This window comes from Streptomyces sp. NPDC044984 (assembly GCF_040646935.1).
Taxonomy (GTDB): Bacteria; Actinomycetota; Actinomycetes; order Streptomycetales; family Streptomycetaceae; genus Streptomyces.
Genome location: NZ_JBEZBE010000012.1, coordinates 92,390 through 111,012 on the forward strand (window position 1 = coordinate 92,390; position 18,623 = coordinate 111,012).

The 18,623-nt window shown below is 72.1% G+C and carries 16 protein-coding genes and 2 pseudogenes; 9 read left to right on the forward strand and 9 right to left on the reverse strand.

Annotation, left to right across the window (positions count from 1 at the left end; genetic code table 11):
- The first annotated feature begins 118 nt into the window (after positions 1 to 118).
- Positions 119 to 421: a hypothetical protein gene (locus AB0A94_RS15495; RefSeq protein ID WP_361744476.1), complete on the forward strand. Its 303-nt coding sequence runs from the start codon at positions 119 to 121 to the stop codon at positions 419 to 421.
- Between the two features lie 290 nt (positions 422 to 711).
- On the forward strand, positions 712 to 1,833 hold the full coding sequence (locus tag AB0A94_RS15500) for a PP2C family protein-serine/threonine phosphatase (RefSeq protein WP_361744478.1): 1,122 nt from the start codon (positions 712 to 714) through the stop codon (positions 1,831 to 1,833).
- A gap of 222 nt (positions 1,834 to 2,055) precedes the next feature.
- Here the strand turns inward: AB0A94_RS15500 and AB0A94_RS15505 are convergent, their stop codons facing one another.
- From AB0A94_RS15505 to AB0A94_RS15525, 5 genes are all read right to left on the reverse strand, one after another.
- A complete protein-coding gene (locus AB0A94_RS15505) occupies positions 2,056 to 3,255 on the reverse strand; it encodes an ABC transporter substrate-binding protein (RefSeq protein WP_361744480.1) in 1,200 nt (399 codons plus the stop codon).
- Between the two features lie 110 nt (positions 3,256 to 3,365).
- Entirely contained in the window at positions 3,366 to 3,746 is a 381-nt protein-coding gene (locus AB0A94_RS15510; RefSeq protein WP_361744482.1) for a hypothetical protein, read from the reverse strand.
- A 338-nt stretch (positions 3,747 to 4,084) separates the two neighbouring features.
- Entirely contained in the window at positions 4,085 to 5,245 is a 1,161-nt protein-coding gene (locus AB0A94_RS15515; RefSeq protein ID WP_361744484.1) for an oxygenase MpaB family protein, read from the reverse strand.
- 64 nt (positions 5,246 to 5,309) lie between these two features.
- Complete coding sequence (locus tag AB0A94_RS15520; protein ID WP_361744486.1) at positions 5,310 to 6,365, reverse strand: polyprenyl synthetase family protein; 1,056 nt, start codon at positions 6,363 to 6,365, stop codon at positions 5,310 to 5,312.
- On the reverse strand, positions 6,355 to 6,633 hold the full coding sequence (locus AB0A94_RS15525) for a polyprenyl synthetase (protein WP_361744488.1): 279 nt from the start codon (positions 6,631 to 6,633) through the stop codon (positions 6,355 to 6,357). Before AB0A94_RS15525 ends, AB0A94_RS15520 begins: the two co-directional genes overlap by 11 nt.
- Before the next feature lie 572 nt (positions 6,634 to 7,205).
- On the opposite strand from AB0A94_RS15525, the gene AB0A94_RS15530 reads away from it, so the two are divergent.
- From AB0A94_RS15530 to AB0A94_RS15550, 5 genes and pseudogenes are all read left to right on the forward strand, one after another.
- Positions 7,206 to 8,741 (forward strand): fused MFS/spermidine synthase, encoded by a 1,536-nt coding sequence (locus tag AB0A94_RS15530; protein ID WP_361744490.1) that lies wholly within the window; start codon positions 7,206 to 7,208, stop codon positions 8,739 to 8,741.
- A gap of 90 nt (positions 8,742 to 8,831) precedes the next feature.
- Positions 8,832 to 9,266 carry a VOC family protein gene (locus AB0A94_RS15535; protein ID WP_361744492.1) on the forward strand — a complete coding sequence of 145 codons (435 nt, stop codon included), beginning with the start codon at positions 8,832 to 8,834 and terminating at the stop codon, positions 9,264 to 9,266.
- Between the two features lie 265 nt (positions 9,267 to 9,531).
- A pseudogene (locus AB0A94_RS15540) lies at positions 9,532 to 9,876 on the forward strand (MFS transporter); the annotation flags it as partial.
- A gap of 157 nt (positions 9,877 to 10,033) precedes the next feature.
- Positions 10,034 to 10,977, forward strand: a pseudogene (locus AB0A94_RS15545) (sigma factor-like helix-turn-helix DNA-binding protein).
- Positions 10,978 to 11,055: 78 nt separating this feature from the next.
- Positions 11,056 to 11,589, forward strand: coding sequence for a 2'-5' RNA ligase family protein (locus AB0A94_RS15550; RefSeq protein ID WP_361744494.1), 534 nt, complete (start codon positions 11,056 to 11,058; stop codon positions 11,587 to 11,589).
- Positions 11,590 to 11,858: 269 nt separating this feature from the next.
- Here the strand turns inward: AB0A94_RS15550 and AB0A94_RS15555 are convergent, their stop codons facing one another.
- Positions 11,859 to 12,446: a hypothetical protein gene (locus AB0A94_RS15555; protein ID WP_361744496.1), complete on the reverse strand. Its 588-nt coding sequence runs from the start codon at positions 12,444 to 12,446 to the stop codon at positions 11,859 to 11,861.
- Between the two features lie 297 nt (positions 12,447 to 12,743).
- Between AB0A94_RS15555 and AB0A94_RS15560 the strand changes: the two genes are divergently transcribed.
- Positions 12,744 to 13,403, forward strand: a complete 660-nt coding sequence (locus AB0A94_RS15560; RefSeq protein ID WP_361744498.1) for an MSMEG_1061 family FMN-dependent PPOX-type flavoprotein — start codon at positions 12,744 to 12,746, stop codon at positions 13,401 to 13,403.
- Between the two features lie 367 nt (positions 13,404 to 13,770).
- On the opposite strand, the gene AB0A94_RS15565 is transcribed toward AB0A94_RS15560, so the two are convergent.
- Positions 13,771 to 15,057: a helix-turn-helix domain-containing protein gene (locus AB0A94_RS15565; RefSeq protein WP_361744500.1), complete on the reverse strand. Its 1,287-nt coding sequence runs from the start codon at positions 15,055 to 15,057 to the stop codon at positions 13,771 to 13,773.
- An 819-nt stretch (positions 15,058 to 15,876) separates the two neighbouring features.
- Here AB0A94_RS15565 and AB0A94_RS15570 point away from each other — a divergent pair.
- Positions 15,877 to 16,428 (forward strand): PAS domain-containing protein, encoded by a 552-nt coding sequence (locus AB0A94_RS15570; protein WP_361744502.1) that lies wholly within the window; start codon positions 15,877 to 15,879, stop codon positions 16,426 to 16,428.
- A gap of 101 nt (positions 16,429 to 16,529) precedes the next feature.
- On the opposite strand, the gene AB0A94_RS15575 is transcribed toward AB0A94_RS15570, so the two are convergent.
- Both AB0A94_RS15575 and AB0A94_RS15580 read right to left on the reverse strand, forming a co-directional pair.
- On the reverse strand, positions 16,530 to 17,048 hold the full coding sequence (locus AB0A94_RS15575; RefSeq protein WP_361744503.1) for a sigma-70 family RNA polymerase sigma factor: 519 nt from the start codon (positions 17,046 to 17,048) through the stop codon (positions 16,530 to 16,532).
- A 63-nt stretch (positions 17,049 to 17,111) separates the two neighbouring features.
- Positions 17,112 to 18,419: a condensation domain-containing protein gene (locus AB0A94_RS15580; RefSeq protein ID WP_361744505.1), complete on the reverse strand. Its 1,308-nt coding sequence runs from the start codon at positions 18,417 to 18,419 to the stop codon at positions 17,112 to 17,114.
- Positions 18,420 to 18,623 lie beyond the last annotated feature (204 nt).

Below are 18,623 nucleotides of genomic sequence, written 5' to 3' on the forward strand. Positions count from 1 at the left end.
GTGCTCCTCGTCCTTCCTCCGCGTGCGTGGCCGCGCGCGTCACCCTATGTTGATTCGGTAGCGCCGCAGCGGCCGTCGGACGGGCGGCCGCCCATCCGGTCCGCATCGGGAGTACGCCATGACGTCCGTCACCGGGCACCGCGCCCACGAAGGCCACGACCACCGGCACGAGGAGGGCTGCGGGCACGTCGCGGTCCCGCACGGGGACCACGTCGACTACGTGCACGACGGACACATCCACCGCGCGCACGACGGGCACATCGACGAGTGCGCGACCGCCGGTCACACGCGGCACGAGGGTCACGAGCACCAGCACGGAAGCGGCTGTGGCCATGTCGCCGTGCCGCACGGCGACCATGTCGACTACGTGCACGAAGGGCATCGGCACGCCGCCCACGAAGGGCACTGGGACGACCACTGAATCACACGCGGCCGCCCGTGCCCGGTGGCCGCCTGCACCGTGTCGCGCACCCTCACGGACGCCGGTCCGATCCGGCCCACCGGGATCGCGGCCCCCGCTGCGGGACCGGGCGCCACGACGACCACCGTCACTTCGTGCGCCGCGCCCGTGGTGCCACCCGCGACGCGCGACGAAAGGCCCGTGCGCTGCCGTCCGGCCGTGCGGAAGACCGTACGAGCGGCTGATCCCCGGACACGAGTACCTGCGCCGTCGCGGATCGGTGCCCGCATCATCCCGATAAGATCCGTTTTATGATCGGCTCAGGAAGGCTCCGGCGCCGCCATCGTCCGAACGGTGGCCGGCGGGAAGCCGTGCTGTTGTCACCTGTGATCGTCACCGTCCTCATCGCCGGCCTGGCGTTCTCCACTCCGAGGGAGATCGCCTTCAGCCGCCTGCTGCCCGCGGCACCCGCCCTCGCCGCCGCGCTGTGGCCCGTGCTCCCGACGGTCCTGCTGGGGACGTTCTGCCTGCTGATCATGATCGGCCTCAGCTTCGTCTACTCCGATCTGGGGACGCCGTACACGGCCGCCGCGATCATCGCCGTCACCTTGACGGCCGCGTACGCCAGCCATCTGCGACTCCAGCGGGAGGAGACGCTTTTCCAGGTCCGGCTCGTCGCCGACGCGGCTCAGAAGGTGCTGCTGCGGCCGCTGCCGCACCGGGTCCAGGATGTCGAGATCGAGTCGCTGTACCTGGCGGCCCAGGAGCAGGCCCGGATCGGAGGCGACTTCTACGAGGCCGCCGACACGCCGTACGGGGTCCGGCTGCTCATCGGCGACGTGCGGGGCAAGGGCCTGTCGGCGGTGGGGGTCGCCTCCGCGGTGATCAACTGCTTCCGGGAGAACGCGTACGACCAGCCCGACCTCAGGGCCCTCATCCGCCGGCTCCAGACCACCATGTCCCGCTACAGCGCCGCGGTCCCCGCCGATGATCAGACGGAGCACTTCGCCACCGCCCTGATCGCCGAGATCCCGCACGGCGGCGGGCACGTCAGGATCCTCAACTGCGGGCACCCGCCCCCGGTGTTCGTGCGCGGCGGGGAGGTCCACGTTCTCGAGCCCACCCTCGCCTCGACCCCCCTCAATCTCTCGGCGCTCCTGGGAGACCACTACTACGTGGACACCGTCGCCTTCGTCCCGGGTGACCAACTGCTGCTCTACACCGACGGCGTGACGGAGACCCGCGACCGGGCCGGCGAGTTCTTCCCGCTGGCGGACTGGGCGCGGCGGCACCACCAGGCGCCGCCCCGTGAGCTGCTGGACCGGCTGCACGCGGACCTGCTCCACTACGCGGGCGGAAGGCTCGAGGACGACATCGCGGCCCTCGCCGTGCGTCGTCGGCGTGCCGAAGCGGTGGCCCGGTCTTCGGGGTGACGCGGGGGCCCGCGTCACCCGCGGTGTCGGTGTGCAGTCATGGAGTCAGGGGCGGACGGGCGAGGCCGTCGTCATCAGGTCACCCGCGAGGACCGAGTGGTCCGCAGCCCGGGTCAGGGCGAAGCCGCACCGGCTCGTCCCCGACGAACCGGGCGCGCGGGAACCCGGACCGGTCGCGGTGCGCGATCGACTCGGTGACCACGCGGGCCCTGAACCGGTCCGTCACGTCAGCAGGAGTTCGCCGGTGACGGGGACCTCGGGAGTGCCCGCGTTGGTGACGACGGCAAGGCGGGGGCCTTCAGGGCCCGGATGCCACTGGCCGCCGGACAGGCGAAGGAGTGCGACGTTGGGGGTCGGGCCCTGCTTCCAGTCGAGGGTTCCCGCGATCGTGGAGAAGGTGGTGCCCTTGATGGCGCGGGCGACGGCCTCGCGGTCGGTGGGGTCATCGGCCGTGCTGAGGGCGCGGTGGGCGGTTTCCACGAGGGCGTGGGCCAGGCCCAGTGGCTGCAGCCAGGATTCGCCGGTGTCCTGCTGATAGGCGTGGGCGAGGTCGGCGCAGGTGGCGCCGTCCAGGCTCGAGCGGTAGGGGTGGCCGGGGCTCCAGTAGACCAGGGTGGCCACGCGTGCGTCGGCGAGTTCGGCGTGGATGCCCGGCACGGAGGTGGTGTGGGTGTGGGGGTAGGTCAACCACCGCGAGCAGGTGATCAGCCGGGGCCGTCCTCCGGCCTGGCGGGCCTGCTGGTGGAAGAGGGCCAGGTCGGCGGCGGTGGCGGCGCTGGTGACGATGTCGGCGCCGTACTCCTTCATCCGGCCGACCTGCTGTCGGAAGTCCGTGGCCGGTTCCCGGTAGGGACCGAGGTCTACCAGGGTGTGCCCGCGCGCGGACGTCACCGGGGCGAAACCGTACTGCTCATGGCGCAGCAGGCTGCCTTGCAGGTCGTCGTTCCACAGGCAGCCGACGGTGTGTCCGGCGCCGGCCTGTTCCCACATGTGGGTGAAGACGGTGGCGATGTCGTCCAGGCCCCATGCGAAGTGGTAGGTCCACTGGAAGGAGTGTCCGGGGCCGGCACCGCGCGAGTGCACGTACGCCTGCCACGGGAAGGTGGTCGACAGGCAAGGCACCCCCAGCTCCTCGCAGGTGTCGGCGACGGCCGGCAGCACCTGGGTCCCGGCCATGGTCAGGACGATGTGTGCCCGGTCGGTGGTCGTCAGGTCGTGGACGGCCCGCCGAGCCGCTGCCGGGTCGGAGCGGCTGTCTCGCACGACGGCCGACACGTCGTAGCAGCGGCTGCCGTTACGGACGTGCCGCAGCTGCGGTGCCAACGCCTCCAGGACGTACGTCAGCGGCCTGCCCAGCGGCGCCAGACGTCCCGTCAGCGGCGCCACCACACCGATCGTCAACCGGGACGAGGTCGTGTTCACCCGTACTGCCTGCTTTCTCGTCATTCGCCGGGAAGGGGCCGGGGAACCCTGGTGGTGGACCACGCCACGGTTCCCCGGCCCCGCCGGTGGTGTTCTGCCGGACCGTCCCGTCAGTGGCCGGAGCGGTCCACGGTGACGCATGTGGTCCGGCTCATCACCGAGACCGTCTCGTTGCCGCAGTTGTTGCTGTGTCCCGAGGCGTTGCGGGCGAACACCAGGTTGGACAGGACCCCGCCGCTGGGGCCCGCCTGGTCGCCGCCACCGCCCTTACCGGTGTCCTCGCTCACGCAGGTACGGTCCTTGAGAAGCGCCACCTTGCCCGTGCCGCAGAGATTGGCATGGCCGGAGGAGTTCCTGCCGGACAGGTTGGACAGCACCCCACCCGGCCCCGCGTCGCTGTCACCGGCATACGCCGTGGCCATCCCCGCAGGCGCCGCCAGCATCATTCCCACCACCGAAGCGACCACCGTCATACGCCGCACGCCGTTCATCCGCTGTCCGATCCCTTCCCCTGTGCCATCCCGGCCGTGCCGACCGGTTCACCAGTCACAACGACGCCGTGGCTGATCAGTACGGGCGCCGCCACGGTGAATAATCGGTAGGGCAGTTGATCGGCTACTCCAATCGTGTTTCACCGCCGGTCCGTTGACAGCGGGAGGGACGGGGAGCACGACGCGCGGCCGTCTCGCCGTCCGCAGCGCCCTGACCACCGCCGCCACCGGACCGCCGCCTGCCGGTCCACCACGTGCCTGGCGAAGCGAGGCAGCCGGAGCCGCAGCAGTTCTTCGTCCACGTGCCCGATCGCAGGGAGGTGTGAGCGGTGTGGCGATCAGGAGACCGTGGCGGCCGGTGGGGTCCATCGGCGGGTGCGGGGTACCGCGCCGGAGACGCCGTAGTCCTTCTTGAGCTGTTCGGGGATGGCGTAGTGCATGACGCGTCCGCGGGTGAGGGAGGACAGCTCGAAGACGGTGGTGAGGTGGCCGAGGCGGTCCAGGGCCCAGGCCCCGAGGGGGGAGCGGTCCTCGATCGTCTCCAGGACGCCGAGAAGACGGGGCACGGCTTTGACGACGGTGTCCCACGGGGTGTGCGGCACGTCGAGCCAGTCGGCGCAGGTGTCGCCGACGAGGTGACGGATGAGGGCGGAGACGATCGGGTCGAAGAAGGTACCGGGAACGACCTCCTCATAGAGGTCGATGAGCTGCCGGGTCAGGTGCGCGCCCTCCTCGGACGGCCCCATGTGCCGGATCATGTACAGGTCGAGGAACCGGCGGGCCTCGTCGAGGGTTTCGGGGACGGCGTCCTGGTCGACGCCGAGCACGGCGCCGACCACCCGCCAGGCGTAGTAGTAGGCTTCCGCGCCCTCCTGTGACATGTGGATGCCGAGGCGGTGCAGGCTGTCCAGGACGAGCAGGGAGAAGAACATCTGCCCGCCGATCATGTCCTCCTGGCAGATCGGTACCCCTGACGCGGCGACGTCCCAGCGGTTCTCGCGCTCGAGGTGGTGGCGGATGGAGGCGTGCAGCAGGCGGACCTTCTGCGCGGCCGGGATGAAGCGGCTGCCGGCCTCGAAGGCGTCGGGCTGCATCAGGTAGACGGTGAACTGGCCTGTCTCCGCCATCCGTTTGGAGGGGTACTTCAGCCCGTGGGTGGCCGACAGCAGTTTCGCCACGTGCGGGACGACGTAACAGGCGGGCATGGAGGCGAAGGACAGCGCGGTGGAGATGTGCACGTTGTTGTCGATGAAGAACAGCCGGGCCTTCTCCATCTCGCTCCAGTCCACCCAGGACGGGGGGACACGGGTGGCCTCGAGGTACTCGCGGGCCACGTCCGGCAGCCCTTCCGGGAGGGGAGCGCCGGCGGTGGAGACGTAGCGCATCAGGGTGTTGAACGCGCCCACCTGGCCGCGTTCGAACAGCGCGGCGACGGTGGCGTCGGCGAGTTCGTCACCGGCCTGCCGCAGGGCGTCCATCGAGGCCTCGGTGCAGGTCATGGCGGGGCTCCTGTTCTTCCACGGGATCGTCCACGGGCGGCCGGAGAGGGCCAGGTACGGGGGATCAAGAGAGGCGGTCCGCCGCCGACCGTGCCAGCGCGGTCAGGGCGGCGTCGGCGTGCGCGGGTGCATCCAGCTCGTGGAGGGCGCCGAGCGCCTCCTCGACCCGTGCACTGATCATGTCCTCGACGCGGTCGGGTGTCTTCAGCCGGCGCATCACCTCACGGACCGCGTCCAGAGCATCCCCGTCCGGGCGGCGACGGCCCAGCAGGGCGTGCAGTCTTTCACGGTCTTCGTCGCCGGCGAGGCGCCAGGTCTCCGCCAGCAGCGCGGTGGGACGGCGGCCGCGTACGTCGTCGGCGTTTGCCTTGCCGGTGCGTTCCGGGTCTCCGAACAGGCCGAGCAGGTCGTCTCGCAGCTGGAACGCCTCGCCCAGCGGCAGCCCGTACGCGGAGTACCCCTCGCGCAGCCGCACGCCGGCCCCGGCCAGAGCGCCGCCGATCAGCAGGGGACGCTCGACGGTGTACTTGGCGGTCTTGTAGCGGACTACCTTCAGCGACGCCTCGGTGTCCAGGTCGGTTCCGGTACGCAGGATCTCCAGGCACTCGCCCGCGACCAGTTCGCGGGCCATCACCGACCACAGCGGACGGGCCCGGGCGAGGTACGCGGCGGGCAGCCCGCTGGTGGCGAACAACTGCCCGGCCAGCGCCATCAGCAGATCACCCACCAGCATCGCCAGCGACCTCGCGGCCGCCTCGGCTCGCGGACGGCGTCGCAGGGCGCCGCGCAGAGCGACATGGGCCGTGGGACGCCCGTGCCGCAGCGGACTGTCGTCGATGAGGTCGTCGTGCACGACCGCGGCGGCGTGCACCAGCTCCATGGACGCCGCCGCCCGCACCAGCGCATCGCTGTCCGGCTGTCCCACCGCGCGCCAGCCCCAGTAGCAGAACGCCGCCCGTAGCCGTTTGCCGTCCGTGACCGCGGTCTCCAACTGCTCGGCCACCGGGCCCAGAAGCGGATCGATCGCGGCGAACCGATCGGCCTCCTGGGCGACGAACCGGCGCACCACCTCGTCGACGCGGATCTTGAACGCGGCCGGCTCCCACCGGTCAGTCCCCATCAGCAGCTTTCCGAGCCAAGGCATGCCGGGCCAGGACCTCGAGGTGGGCCGGCGGGACGGTCGCGTACCGGTCCAGCACCAGGCGCCCACGCGCCGCGAGGTCGTTCTCGGCCTGTGCCGCCAGCTCCGCGGCGTCCGAGCGGCGCAGCAGTCCCCGCACCGCCCCCGCGGCCGACCCCAGCGTGCTCATCGCCAGATCCGCCAGCCCGGCCGCCACAAGCACCGCCTGCTCGTCCAGGCCCCCGCGCCGTCCCGCTTCTCGCGTCATGTTCTTCCCCACCCGCAGCACATCCGGGCGGCGCCTGTCACGCGCCGTCCGCTCGAGCATCCCGTCACTTCGAGCACGAGCACGGAAGAACTCCCGATCGAGCGATCACGCCGATCGGATGTACGAATCGATGCTGCTGCAATCCCGCGCTCCGCGCCATTCGGACTTCGATGACGCGGACTTGCCGATCGTCAGCCTTCAGCGGCCACCGGGACGCCATGAGTCCGAGCAGCCCCGGATCGGGCAGGAAGGCACCGAACACGGCCGCTGGTGAACCCTGGACGGGCGACGACCGGTGCCATGACCGCCGGCGCGCGTCATCGAATCGCGCCGGCGGGCAGTCCGACGAAGACGACCCGTCCCGCCATCCCCGCGCGCGGCCCGCTTCTTCGGCGGGAAGACGCCCGCGTCCGCGGCGGAGTCCGGCTGAACGCGGCTTGCCGCAGCGGAGGATGACGCAACCGTGCCCGCCGTGTCACCGCCGGCCGTGCAGCACCTCGTCAAGCACCCTGAAGGCCGCGGGGTCTTCGCTGTGGCGCCCGGCCGGGGAGCCGCATGGAAGGATGTCGCCCGTGACCGGATCGTCTTCCTCGCCTGTTGCCGAGGGCGCGCCTCGAAACCACGGCCTGGGTCCGCGTGTCGCTGCCGTGCTCGTGTTCGGGTCCTCGGCCGCGGTCCTGGTGGTCGAGATCGTCGCCCTGCGGCTGCTGGCTCCTTACCTCGGTCTCACCCTCGAGACCAGCACCATGGTGATCGGCATCGCCCTCACGGCGATCGCTCTGGGCTCGTGGCTGGGTGGGCGCATAGCCGACCAGGTCGATCCGCGTCGGCTCCTGGGCCCTTCGCTGGGAGTGTCGGGAGCGGTCGTGGCGCTCACCCCCGCCGTGCTGCGCAGCGCGGCGGAGTGGGCCCCCGCGCTGCTCCTGTCGACCGCGTCGCTGACCATCCTCGTGCCGGGCGCCCTGCTGTCCGCGGTGACGCCCATGGTGACCAAGCTGCGCCTCACCAGCCTCGCCGAAACCGGAACGGTCGTCGGCCGGCTGTCCGGCGTCGGGACCGTCGGTGCCATCTTCGGTACCGTCCTGACCGGTTTCGTCCTCGTGTCGAGGCTGCCGGTCAGCGACATCCTGATCGGCCTGGGAACACTGCTGGTGGTCGGCTCGGCGCTGGTCGGATGGCGGATGCGCGGGTGGAGCGGCACCCCTGCCCTGACGCTGGCGGTCGTTGCCGGCGGCCTCGCCACCATGGTCGCGCCGGGCGGCTGCGACGCCGAGACCAGGTACCACTGTGCACGGATCGTCACCGACCCCGACCGGGACGGCGGCCGCACACTCGTCCTGGACGGCGTGCGGCATTCCTACGTCGACATCGACGACCCGACGTTCCTGAAGTTCGCGTACGTGCGTGTCATCGCGTCGGTGGTCGACGCCGCCTTTCCCGAAGGCGAGCCGCTCGCTGCCCACCACCTGGGCGGCGGCGGGCTCACCCTGCCCCGTTACCTCGCGGCCACGCGTCCCGGAACGCGCAGCCTCGTGTCGGAGATCGACAGTGGGGTCGTGCGCCTCGACCGCGACCAGCTCGGTCCGAGGCCGGAACACGGTATCGACGTACGCGCCGAGGACGGCCGTCTGGCCCTGCGGCGACTCGGCACCGGCAGCCGCGACCTCGTCGTCGGCGACGCCTTCGGCGGCGTCAGCGTCCCGTGGCACCTCACCACGGTGGAAGCGATGACCGATGTGCGCAGAGTGCTCGACGAGGACGGCCTGTACGTCGCCAACCTCATCGATCACGGTGATCTGGCCTTCGCACGTGCCGAAGCGGCCACGCTGCGCGAGACGTTCGAGCACGTTGCCCTTCTCGGCGACCCCGGTGACATCGGCCTCGACCCGACCGCCGCCCCCGAGGGGGGCAATCTGGTGATGGTCGCCTCCGACCGGACGGTCGACCTGCGCGCGATGCGGGAAGCACTGGACGCCCGGGAGACCGGCTGGAAGATCGCCACCGGCGACGACCTCACGTCCTGGATCGGCGACGCCCCCCTGCTCACCGACGATTACGCGCCCGTCGACCAGCTCCTCCAGCCCTACAGCTCGCAGAACAGCCGATGACGAGCCCCACGGCGTCACTGGTCCGTCTCCCGCCAAAGTGCCGATCCTCACCGCGAGATGAGCACCTGGGACCTCTGCTATGGTGCGCCGATGTCATCGATCAAGCAGTTCCAAGTCACCTTCGACTGCGCAGAACCTGAGCGCGTCGCTCGTTTCTGGTGCGAGGTTCTGGGATACGTCGCACCTCCCCCGCCGGAGGGGTTCGCCACGTGGGACGACTTCCATCGTTCGCGGCCGGCTGAGGATCGAGGCTCATGGTTCGCGTGCAGTGACCCCTCAGGTGTGGGACCGCGACTGTTCTTCCAGCGGGTTCCCGAAGGGAAGGTCGTCAAGAACCGGGTGCACCTTGACGTGCGGGCCGGCACCGGGCTCGTGGGCGAAGAGCGTCTCGCCGCACTGGAGGCCGAATGCGCACGACTGGTCGCGCTCGGCGCGGTACACGTGCGAACGCTGTACGCCGATGACGACAACGAGTCCTGCATCCTGATGCAGGACATCGAGGGCAACGAGTTCTGCCTCGACTGAGCGTCCTTCGCGACGGCGCGGCCGGAGCCGTCTGCTCCGCGGCCGTACCGAGGCGGCCCTCTCCCGGTCCGGTCTTCGACGGCCCGGACGGCACGACCACGCACGGGGACCCCCGCAGCGCGCACCCCGGCGTTCTCAGGGACGACGGGACCGACCGAGCCCTGCGCCTCCTCAGGACCCGGAGGTGAGACCCCGATTTCCCGGCCGTGGTGAGCGGCCGCGGTCCGCACAAGGCGTCGCGGCCGGCCCGGGCGTGCCGTTCGTCGTGGCGTGGACCCGGCGCGTCGACCGGCGTCCGCTGCTGTCCGGGCTCCTGGCGATCCTGGCCCTGGGCAACCTGGTCACCGCCGTCTCACCGAGCTACGCGCTGATCCCGACCACGCGGCTCGTCATGGGCTTCGCCGGCGGTGTGTTCTGGGCCATCGGTGTCAGCATGGCCATGCGCATCGTCCCGGAGCGCCACGCCGACAGGGCGGCCGCGGTCGTCATGTCCGGCATCTCCATCGCCACCGTGGTGGGCATCCCGCTGGGAACCGTCGTGGAGAGCCACACCGACTGGCGAACCACGTTCGTCATCTGGGCCGGCACGAGCGCCCTGGTCCTCCTCGCGGTCGCCGCCGTCGTCCCCTCACCGCCGTCGCGGAACACGGTCCCGGTCCGGGAGGTCTTCACCCTGCCCCTCAAGAACGCGCGGGCCGGGCGGGGGAGAACGACAGGACGGCCCGGCGCACGACACGACGCGGCTCTTCGTCGATCACCGCGAACTCCTGTTCTCCGTCGTCTACAACATTGCTCGGCAGCGTCGCCGACACCGAGGACGTGCTCCAGGAGACCTGGCTGTCCTGGTCCGGCAGGAACCGTCGGGCGTCGCTGGCGGAGATCGGCAACCCGCGCGCCTACCTCGTGCGCATCGCCGTGAACCACGCACTCGCCCGGCAGACCGCCGTCGCCTCCCGACGGGAGACGTACATCGGTACCTGGCCGCTCGAACCCCTGGTCGCCGATGCCGCCACCGGCCTCGCCCCGGACACCGCCGACCACGCGGTACGTACGGACTCGGTCTCCATGGCGATGCTGGTGGTCCTGGAGACCCTCACACCGCTGGAACGGGCGGTGTTCGTCCTCCACGAGGTGTTCGGCTACCCCCGCACCGAAATCGCCGGCATGCTCGGCCGCGGCCCTGCCTCCGTACGTCAGCTCGCCCACCGGGCCCGCGCCCACGGGCACGCCCGCCGCCCCCGCTACCGCGCCCACCCCCGCGTCCGGCGGGAGGCGACCGAGCGGTTCGTCGCAGCCGCCCTCGGCGGCGACATCCCCGCGCTCATGGAGATCCTCGCCCCGGACGTTGACGGTCTGGATCGACGGCGGAGGCGCACGGCAGGCGGCCGGACTGCGTCCGGTCCACGGCCGGGAGAAGGCCGCCCGCATGCCGGCCGGCTACGCCACCCGGCGCACCGAGAGCCTGGACATCCGCTACCGTCGCGTCAACGGCGACGACGCGGCGGTGCTGTTCACGGGTGACTCCCCGTACGCCGTGATGGTCATGGACCTCACCCCGGACGGCGACCAGGTCTCCGGCGTCTACGCCGTCACCGACCCCGCCAAGCTCACCCACGTGCGACCGGACGACGAGCGGAACCCGCCGGGACGGGACACGGCCCCGGGCCGCCCCGAGAACTGCCGGCCGCCCGCCCCCGGAGAACACGCATGACCACGGCCGAGCACCCGGTTCGACGGTCCTGCCGGTGGGGGCGGCGGAACCGCAGGCTCCCGTGGGTAGGCTGCGCCAGTGCGCACAGTCGAGCTTTTGTTGGACGAGACGGCGGACCTCGCGGTCCGGGAGGCCTGGCGGCGGCTCGCGGACGCGGGGCTGCCCAGTCAGGCGCGTCATCGCTCACCGACCAACAGCCCGCACCTGACCCTGGCCGCCTGCCCGGAGCTGACCGCTCCGATCCGCTGGGAGCTCGCCGAGGTGGCCGCCACCCTGCCGCTGCCGGTGCGGGTCACCGGCGTGGTCCGCTTCGAGCGGCCGACCTCGGTGCTGGCCTGGGCGCTGCGTCTCGACTCCGCGCTGGCGACCCTGCACGGCCGGGTGTGGGACGCGGTGGCCTCGGACAGTCCGCCCGAGACCCTCAACCCTCTCCACGCTCCCGCGCGCTGGAGCCCGCACATCACCCTCGGCCGCTCCCGGCGGGCCGGCGCCTTCGTCGGCCCGCGGGTCTTCGAGCTGCTGCCGGAGCCGCCGTCGTCGGTCCGGCTCACCACCCTGCGCAGCTACGACACGGAGACGGGCACCCTGGAGGTGCTGGAACCCCGCCCCTGACAGGACTTCGTCGGGGCTGTCTCGAACATGGTGTTCCGTACGCCCCGGTGAGCGTTTCCAGGGCCGGATGCCCGCGTCGGCGGTCATGGGCAGGAGACCGGAGGCGCGGGCGCGTCGACGGTCCGGCCCGCCACCCGGCGGGAGCCGCCGGTGCCGCGTGAGGCGGTGTCTGTGTGAAACACCCTCGCGGGAGCCGGTCGAGAACGCCGGCCCTGTGCAGTTCCCCGTGTCCCTGACGGAGCGCTGCCCCTTGCCGGCGTTCCCGGCTGTCAGTCGAAGATGTCCAGGATGTCCGGCCAGGAGCCTGCGTCACCGGTGGAGCGGGACCGCATCGGGATCGGATTCGGGTAGGTCTCCGCTGCGGCTCTCGCACGGACGATGTCGGGCCCGCCGCACGCCGCGACCGCGAAGGCGCCGAAGACCCCGGCGAACGCGGCCGGGTCGCGGAACTCCACGCCGAACGCCCGGCCGTCCCGCAGCGGCACCCACACCACCCGGTCGAGCCGTGGCCATTCCAGCACCGGCTGGCTGTCGGCGGTTGACCGCCCCTCCAGCCACAGCCGCGCCACGTGCAGCAGGTTCACCTCCTCCATCGGCAGCCGCTCACGCCGCACCCGAAGTTCACGCTCCGTCAGCTCGACGCGCTGGTTCTTCTTCGGGTACCAGACGACACCGATCCCGAACGGCACCCACAGCACGATCCCGATCATCGGCCAGACCAGAGCGTCGCCCCAGGACCGGAGCAGCCCGCCGTCCAGCAGGTACAGGACCCCGAAGACCAGAACCCACTTCGCCGTCATCCGCCAGAATCCGCTGCCCTGCCGGTACAGGACGCGGCGCTTCCCCGTGATCGCCATGCCCGTACGCTATCCGCCGCCCCGCGGCTCACCGTAGGCGCCCTTCACCGCTCGCCGACAGGCATCGTCCCGGTCCGCGGGCGTGCTGACGTCACCTGCCACGGCGGGCTGTCGTCCGACGAGCCCGTGCATCCCCTCGTACCGGTCCGGGGCGTTCTTCCCGAACGTGCGGTGCGGAGGCGTCACCACCCGCCCGCCGCTCCGGGCGCCCCGTCCCCGGTGGCCGGTCGGCCTCGGCGAGGACCTTCACGGCCGGACCGTCGGTCGGGAGTTCGACCGGTCCCGCAGGGGCGGGGCATGACGCCACTCCTTGCCGGCAGTGCCTTCGACTCGCTCCGCCTCGACGCCGTGCCCGACCAGGAGGCGCTGCGCCGGGTCCACGAACTCCCCAAGGAGACGGCGTCGCGCAAGCAGATGACCGAACTCACCGAGCAGGCCCGGCGGTCGATCGGCTGCTCGTCACTGGTCCTGGTCGCCGGCGCGGACGCCGAGGGCAACTGCGACGTTTCCCCGCGCGGCGGCCCCGCCGGGTTCGCCACCGTCCTGGACCCACGGACGGTGGCGATACCGGACGCGACCGGCAACAAGCGCCTGGACACCCTGCAGAACGTCATCGCCACCGGACGGGCCGGGCTGCTGTTCGTCGTCCCGGGGCGCACCACGACGCTCAGGGTGAACGGCCGGGCCCGCGTCTCCACCCGCCCGGAGCTGCTGTCGCGGCTGACCGCCGTGGGCAAGCCGCCGGCCGGTGCGCTGGTGCCGGGGATCGAGGAGGTCCACCCGCACTGCCCCAAGCCGCTCCTGCGCGGCGGGGCCTGGAAGCCGGAGCAGTGGCTGCCGGCGGACGCGCAGCCGACCTCGGCCGAGGTGACGCCGGCCCAGCTGCGGATGCCGGAACCGACGATCGCCGACATCGAGCGGGCGGAGGCGGATGCGCTGAAGTACCGGTACGAGTAACGGGCCGACCAGCGATCACGGTCCGCCTCCCGAGAGGCCCGACGGGACCGGTCCTTCTCACGTTCACGGTCGGCAGCGCCGCCCGGACCGGTCCTCGGCCAACGCTCCCACGACCACGGACCCGGCTCGCCGACTCGGCAACGGCTCACACGGTGCGCATCCGGGCCGCCCGCCCAGGTGAAATCCACCTGGCCCGGTCCCTCACCCATGACGTCGTCTCGTTCGGAGCGCTACGGGGCATGGGAACTGTTCCGGCGGTGGTCCCACCCGCTCCGTCGCGGCCGCGGGGCGGCGGTCGGCGCCGGCCGCATGGCCGCACATCGCGAACACGGCCCGCGCACCGAGGCGCCGGGCGTGCGCGGGCCGTTCAGGAGCCGGAGGCGCGGTGGCGTCCGGAGTCGCCCCGCTCCGGTGTCCGCGTCCGTGCCCCGGGGGAGCGGACGTCGGCCAGGGTGGTGGCCAGGGCCTGCCAGATGTGGGCCGCCAGGTCGAGGTTCCCGGACTCCGCCGCCTGCCGCCCGAGCCGTTGCAGGGCGGCGACGCCCTCGTCGGCGCGGCCCGCCAGGATCATCAGCCGGCCGTCGAGGACCGACAGCCGTACCCGGTCACGGTAGGAGAGGCGCAGGTCCTCCTCGGCGCGCAGGGTCCGGCTGAGGGCCCGGGCGTCGTCCAGCCGGCCCTGATGGAAGGCGAGGTGGGCCTGGAGCGCCCGCAGCTCCTGGAGCTGCAGAGGGGTGCCGATCAGGTGGAGGACGGAGGCGGCCTCGCCCAGCCAGCGCTCGGCGGCGGCCACGCCGGGCGGTGACATCTGCAGCGCGGCGGCGGTGGCGGCGGCCCGTAGCCGGGTCCACAGGGTCAGGTCGTCCTTGCCCTTCAGCAGGCCCAGGGCGGTGTCCAGCCTGGCCCGGGCGGTCGCGTCGTCGCCCTGGCGGTTGCTGACCACTGCGGCCGTCCACAACGCTTCGGCCGCCTGGGCGGATGTGGCCACGGGCAGCAGATCCCGCTCCAGTTCGGCGACGTGCCGGCCGGCCGTCTCCAGCCTGCCGAGTTCCGTCTCGATGCTGATCAGCACCATCAGGGCGGCCAGGGTGTCGGACACGCCCAGTTCCGCGGCGCGGGCCACGGACAGCGCCTCCACGGCCGCCGGTTCGGCCGTGCGCATGTCGCCCAGGGCGCGTGTGCAACGGGCGTACCGGACGCGCGACCGGGCCCGGAGTTCCGGTGCCTCCAACAGATCGCTAAGCTCGATGAGTTCCAGCAGCCGCGTGCGCTCCAGCTCGTAGTCGCCGTCGTGGCCGGCGGCGCGGCTCAGCAGCCACAGGGCCTGCCAGCGGGCGGCGGGATCCTCGCCCGCGTCCTCCTCGACCGCGCGGCTGAGAGCCGCCGTGTCGTCCGTTCCGGGCGGCGCCGAGGCCACGGCGGCCAGTACCCCGGTCAGGGACCTGCCGTCCGCAGGACCGGTCAGGGCGGACGTGTCGACGCCGAGCCGGTGGGCGAGGTAGGACACGGCGCGCTCGGTGGGAGGCCGGTCACCGGACTCCAGACGTGACAGGTATCCCGTCGACATGCCCTCGCCGACGAGGCCGGCCTGGCTCAGGCCCCGTGCCAGCCGAAGCCTCTTCAACCGACGGCCGAAATACGGCTGTTCGAGCATCTCTCCCCTCTTGTTCCATGACGCGGCCAACAGGTGTCGTGGTCCCCGCCTGCCCGGTCGGGCGCGCGGGTTGTCAACACTCTATGAAGCCCGGCAAGGGGCTACAAGCCGTTAAGTGCAGGTCAACCGGCCCTTGCGGAGGCGGTACCCGACGCTGCGGGAAGTGTTTGGATCGGGCTTCACGCTGCCCGAAAGAGGCCCGATCGCAAGGGAGTTGCCAGGTCGCCGAGGCCATCTGGCAAACTCTTGCCACACGGGTTGCCGACCCTTAGTCTCGAGAGCGCCCCCTTGATGTGATCCCGTCTTCGTCATGTGGAGGTTTTCGTGCTGCGCAGCTCCCGACCGCGCCCCTCACGAAGGCCGGACGTACGGCCCGCCGGTCCGTCCGGTGGCCTTCCGCCAGGATCGGACACCGAGATCGAGTGGCCATGACAACGTTATCCACGGCAGTCGGGTGCCGGCCGCCCCGGCGCCGCCTCCTCTGCTCACCCTGACCGACCCGGGAACCCGGCGCCCCGCCGCCGGCCGCCCCGGGGCGACGCGGACACCGGCGCCGGCCACCGACGAGGTGGCACGCGCCGTTACCGGACGCTCGTCGACACCCAGGCACGGCGCACCGGTCCGCTCCGCGTCCGCTCACCCTTCCCAGCCCCCACGCGCAGGAAGAAGGACGGTACGTCCGTGGCGACCACGAGTTTCCCCGACGCCTCGCCCCGCAAGAACAGGAGAGCCGCCGCTGCGGCCGCCCCCGCTCGCCGCGCCCCGACCGGAAACGGCGCGCCGGGAGGTGCCGCCCCGGCGGACGCCTGCAGAGCCCACGTGTCCCCCGGGGACCTGGTCGTCACGGCCGCGGACCCCGGATTCGCCCGCCAATTCGGACTGAGCGTCGAAGAAATACGCGGGCACGGCCTGCTCGACCTTCTCCGCTCATCCGTTCCCGCACGGCTGCGGGAACGGTTCACCGCGCTTTCCTCGGGAAGCAGTCGGCGATTCGAGGAAAAGGTGACGGGCCGGGACGGCACCGGCCGGAATTTCCAGGCGGAAATCACCGCGGTCGCCGTCAGGAAACCTTCGGGGGACATGGTCGGCGTCGTCGTCTTCCTGCGCCGGTCCGAAGGCGAGACTTCCGGCGGGCCTGTACTCAGCGCCCTCGACGCGCAGGTCCTGGAAGGTGTGGCGAGTGGCGAGTCCACGGTGCAGTTGGCCTCCCGTCTCTATCTGAGCCGTCAGGGAATCGAGTACCGCGTCGGGCAGATGCTGCGGCGCTTCGACGTGTCCAACCGCCCCGCCCTGGTGGCGCGGGCGCACGCGCTCGGGATGTTCGCCACAGGCCAGTGGCCCCCGCGCGTCCTCCCGGAACGCGTGCGGTAGCGCGGAAGGGGGCTCGTCGAGCCCCATGCGGCGGCTGTGGCGGTGACGCACCGCCACAGCCGCCTTCGTGCGGGCCCGGCCCCGGGGCGCCGGTTCCGGCGTCACGCCGCCGAGGGCTGCCACGCCTCCTGGAACCGACGGCGGGCCCGGAAGAGACGGGAGCGGACGGTACCCACGGGCAGGGCGAGCACCTCGGCCATCTCCTCCTCGTTGAGCCCGTAGGCACGCAGGGTGAGGACCTGCCGGTGCGCCCGGGACAGACGCTCCAGCACGTCACTGATGTGCACCGCGTCCAGGGGGTTCGTCTCCTGCCGCGACTCCACCTCGGAACAGCAGCGTTCCTCGCCGTAGCGCTTGGCGGTGCGGACGGCCTCGCGGACCGTCACCGAGCGCACCCAGCCGTAGAACGCCGCCGGTTCGCGCAGGGAACCCAGGCCGCGGTAGACGGCGAGCAGCGCCTCCTGCGTGGCGTCGGCACCGTCGTCATGGGTGATGGACCTGCAGATACGCGCGACATAGGGCGTGATGCCGGTCAGCAGGCGGTTCATCGCGTGCTCGTCACCCGCCTGGGCTCGGGGGAGCAGCGTCAGGGGGGAGGGGGGTTCGCTGACGGTGGTCATGTCGGGCAGCGCTTCCTTACGGCAGCCGGGCGGGCGGGGACGGGGGTGGCGGAGGGGCCGTGGTCAGCCGGTGGCGGCGCGGGCGCCCCCGGGCTCCGCCGCGGTCGCGAAGCCGAGGAGCCCGGCGCGCACGTCGTCGCGGAACGCCCGCATGAAGGACGGGCTGTAACAGGCCGTGGAGTGCGGGAACTCGATGGAGAGCCGGCCTTCGAAGGAGACGACGCACGCCATGACGGGGCTGCGCCCCGCCTGCGGGAAGTAGTGCTCGCGGGCCGGCACCAGACGCACGTCCACCGCCCGCAGCCCGCTCGGCAGCCGCGGGCCGGGAACGACGCCCATGTTGGTGGCGATCACCGTGGCCAACTGCAGAGCGGGGTTACCGGGGATCTCCGGCGTGATGCGCATCTCGTGGAAGTGGTCACCGCGGGAGAGGAAGTCGCTCAGGCGGGCGTGCACGGCACGCGCCAGCTCCAGCGGCTCGCAGGCCTCGGACACCTCCAGGGTCTGCAGGTGGGTGGTGACCGCGGGCACCGGGGCGGAGGCGGGCAGCGGCGGGGACAGCCGGGAGCGCAGGTCGACGGGGGAGAGACAGCCGAGGGTGCGGGATCCGCCGCCGTCCAGGCGTCGCCGGGCCGTGGCCAGCAGCGCCGCGGCGATCAGGGCGTGCACGGAGACGCCCGAGCCGCGCGCCGTCCGGCGCAGCCGCGAGGTGAGGTCCGTGTCCAGGGTCAGCCTGCGGACCTCGATGTGCCCGTCCGCGTCGGCCCCTCCGCCGGTGACGGCGTCGTACGGCACCAGCTCGACCGGGTGCCGCCGGGTCTGCTCGAGACGGCCGTCGAGGTACTTCGCCGTGTCGGCGGCGTCGGCCGGAGGCAGCAGCTGGCTGACGGGCTCGGGCCAGCGCGGGAGGCCCGCCTCAGCGGCCTCGGCGGTGGACTCCCCGTCGACCAACGCCCGGTAGCGGTCCCACAGCGCGTTGTGCAGCGCGATGCTGCTGTGGCCGTCGATGACGGTGTGGTCCACCACCAGCACGAACAGGTGGCTCTCGCCGTCCGGCGCGCTGACCAGGACGGCACGGCTCAGCGGGCCCCCGAGCGGGAGGGGCCTGTTCAACTCCGCCGCGTGGGCCTCCGTCCCGTCGCCGGTCCGAGTGACCAGCCGGGGCCGCTCGTCCTCACCGAGCAGGCGCAGGACGTGGCCCGCTCCGTCCCGCTCGATACGGGAGCGCAGCGGCGGGTTGGCCTCCGTCATGGCGTCGAAGGCGGCCGACAGCGCCGCCACGTCCACGGGCCCGCGCAGGGCGCAGGACAGAACGGCCCTGCTTCTCTGACCCACGTAGAGCGTCTCGACCGGACACAGCGCACGGTGCATGCCGTCAGCCTTCTTTCCGTCGTTCATTTCGGGTCCACGGCCCGGAACCGGTTCGCCACCGCGACTGTCCGCGGGGATGCCAGGGGCATTTCGAGAGTGCACGGCGGAACGCTGCGGAATCCAGCCGGGAACCCGACGCGAGGGGAAGTCACGTGATTTCCCTAAAAGTTGAACCGGTGCGCGCAATCCCCGGCTCCGCATTCT

Bases quoted from the DNA above. Each gene is read 5' to 3' on its own strand.
- AB0A94_RS15535 (WP_361744492.1), top strand. From the start codon at position 8,832: ATGTCATCGATCAAGCAGTTCCAAGTCACCTTCGACTGCGCAGAACCT.
- AB0A94_RS15555 (WP_361744496.1), bottom strand. From the start codon at position 12,446: ATGGCGATCACGGGGAAGCGCCGCGTCCTGTACCGGCAGGGCAGCGGA.
- AB0A94_RS15515 (WP_361744484.1), bottom strand. From the start codon at position 5,245: ATGACCTGCACCGAGGCCTCGATGGACGCCCTGCGGCAGGCCGGTGAC.
- AB0A94_RS15500 (WP_361744478.1), top strand. From the start codon at position 712: ATGATCGGCTCAGGAAGGCTCCGGCGCCGCCATCGTCCGAACGGTGGC.
- AB0A94_RS15525 (WP_361744488.1), bottom strand. From the start codon at position 6,633: ATGACGCGAGAAGCGGGACGGCGCGGGGGCCTGGACGAGCAGGCGGTG.
- AB0A94_RS15560 (WP_361744498.1), top strand. From the start codon at position 12,744: ATGACGCCACTCCTTGCCGGCAGTGCCTTCGACTCGCTCCGCCTCGAC.
- AB0A94_RS15580 (WP_361744505.1), bottom strand. From the start codon at position 18,419: ATGCACCGTGCGCTGTGTCCGGTCGAGACGCTCTACGTGGGTCAGAGA.
- AB0A94_RS15510 (WP_361744482.1), bottom strand. From the start codon at position 3,746: ATGAACGGCGTGCGGCGTATGACGGTGGTCGCTTCGGTGGTGGGAATG.
- AB0A94_RS15565 (WP_361744500.1), bottom strand. From the start codon at position 15,057: ATGCTCGAACAGCCGTATTTCGGCCGTCGGTTGAAGAGGCTTCGGCTG.
- AB0A94_RS15575 (WP_361744503.1), bottom strand. From the start codon at position 17,048: ATGACCACCGTCAGCGAACCCCCCTCCCCCCTGACGCTGCTCCCCCGA.
- AB0A94_RS15520 (WP_361744486.1), bottom strand. From the start codon at position 6,365: ATGGGGACTGACCGGTGGGAGCCGGCCGCGTTCAAGATCCGCGTCGAC.
- AB0A94_RS15495 (WP_361744476.1), top strand. From the start codon at position 119: ATGACGTCCGTCACCGGGCACCGCGCCCACGAAGGCCACGACCACCGG.